The sequence below is a fragment of the Streptomyces sp. NPDC059853 genome (assembly GCF_042731495.1).
Taxonomy (GTDB): Bacteria; Actinomycetota; Actinomycetes; order Streptomycetales; family Streptomycetaceae; genus Streptomyces.
On sequence record NZ_JBHWJL010000522.1, the window covers coordinates 1 to 1,856 of the forward strand.

The 1,856-nt window shown below is 76.1% G+C and carries 1 protein-coding gene and 1 pseudogene; both read left to right on the forward strand.

Annotation, left to right across the window (positions count from 1 at the left end; genetic code table 11):
- Positions 1-50: 50 nt before the first annotated feature.
- Positions 51-356: pseudogene (locus ACFV5N_RS27515) on the forward strand (asparaginase); the annotation flags it as partial.
- 60 nt (positions 357-416) lie between these two features.
- A partial coding sequence (locus ACFV5N_RS27520) for a DHA2 family efflux MFS transporter permease subunit (RefSeq protein WP_385605167.1) occupies positions 417-1,856 on the forward strand: 1,440 nt, incomplete at its 3' end.

Here is a 1,856-nt window from a genome sequence, read left to right on the forward strand (position 1 = left end):
CGCGCCGCACCCGTCCGCCGTCACCGCCGCGATCCGTTCCCCGGTGAGCCGTTCCCGGGCTGATGCGGGCGGTGCCGGGGCTGCTGGCCAAGGACGGGTTCGAAGGGGTGCAGATCGCCGCGCTGCCGGACGGCTGGGCGGTGGCCGTGAAGATCGCGGCCGGGACGGACCGGGCGCGGATGCCGGCCACCGTCGCGGCGCTGCGGCGCTGCGGGGTTGCGCCGGAGCCGCTGGCGCCGTTCGCCACGGCGCCGGTGTACGGGGGGACGGAGGTGGTCGGCCGGCTGGCGCCGCTGCCGGAACTGCTGCCCGGGGGCGGGGGCGGGGGCGGGGACCGGGAGGCGGGCCCGGTCTGACGGCGCCGCGCCCGGCGGCGCCTGCGCGGGTACCGGTGGCCGCCGTGCGAGCCTGCCGCCATGACCGCACCTCAGGAGGGCCTGAGCACGGCGAGCCCGGGAGGCCGCCGGGTGCTCGCCGCCGCCGTCCTCGGCTCCGGGATGGCGATGCTGGACGGCACGATCGTGAACGTGGCGCTGCCGCGCATCGGGGAGGGGCTCGGCGCGCCGCTGGCCACCCTCCAGTGGACGCTCAACGCGTACATGCTCACCCTGGCCGGACTGATCCTGCTCGGCGGCGGGCTCGGTGACCGCTACGGGCGGCGGCGGGTGTTCATGTGGGGGGTGGTGTGGTTCACGGTGGCCTCGCTGCTGTGCGGTCTGGCACCCAACGGGGCGGCGCTGGTGGTGGCGCGCGGCTTGCAGGGCGTAGGCGGGGCGCAGCTGACGCCGGGTTCGCTGGCGCTGATCCAGTCCTCGTTCCGGCCGCAGGAGCGGGCGAAGGCGGTGGGCCTGTGGTCGGGGCTCGGCGGGGTGGCCATCGCGTTCGGCCCGTTCCTGGGCGGCTGGCTGGTGGACGGCCCCGGCTGGCGGTGGATCTTCCTCATCAATCTGCCGCTGGCGGCGGTGGTGCTGGCGCTGGCCCGGGGCGTGCCGGAGAGCCGGGACTGGGAGGCGGAGGGCCGGTTCGACGTGCTGGGAGCGGGGCTGGCGGCGCTGTCGCTGGGCGCGGTGACGTTCGCGCTGATCGCGGCGCCGACCTCGGGGGCGGGCACCGCGTCGGCGGTGGCGGTGGGCGGCGTGCTGGTGGGGGTGGCGTTCGTGGTGCGGGAGCGGCGCACGGCACGGCCGATGCTGCCGCTGGGGATCTTCCGGTCCCGGCTGTTCACCGCGACCAACGGGGTGACGCTGTGTCTGTACGGGGCGATCGGCGGGGTGTTCTTCCTGCTGCCGGTGCAGTTGCAGAACGGCCTGGGCTACGACGCGTTCGAGGCCGGGATCGCCACCTTGCCGATCACCTTGCTGATGACGGTGCTGTCGGGACCGGCCGGGGCGCTGGCGCAGCGCATCGGGCCGCGACTGCCGCTGACGGTGGGCCCGCTGGTGGCGGCGTGCGGGCTGCTGTTGCTGCACCGGGTGCATCCGGGCGGCGGCTACTGGCACGACGTGTTCCCGGCGGTGCTGGTGCAGGGGCTGGGCATGAGCCTGTTCGTGGCGCCACTGACGGCGACCGTGCTGGCCTCGCTGGAGGTACGGCGGGCCGGGATCGCCAGCGGGGTGAACAACGCGGCGGCGCGGGTGGCGCAGTTGCTCGCCGTGGCGGCGCTGCCGCTGGCGATCGGCCTGTCCACCGACGAGTACCGGTCGGCGACCGAGGTGAACGCGGCGTTCGGCAAGGCGGCGTGGATCTGCGCCGGGCTGATGGCGCTCGGCGGGGTGGCGTCGTGGGTGCTGATGCCGGCGACGCTGACGGCGCTGCCGGGTGGCGTGCCGGGGAACCGGCCGCAGTGCCGGACGCAC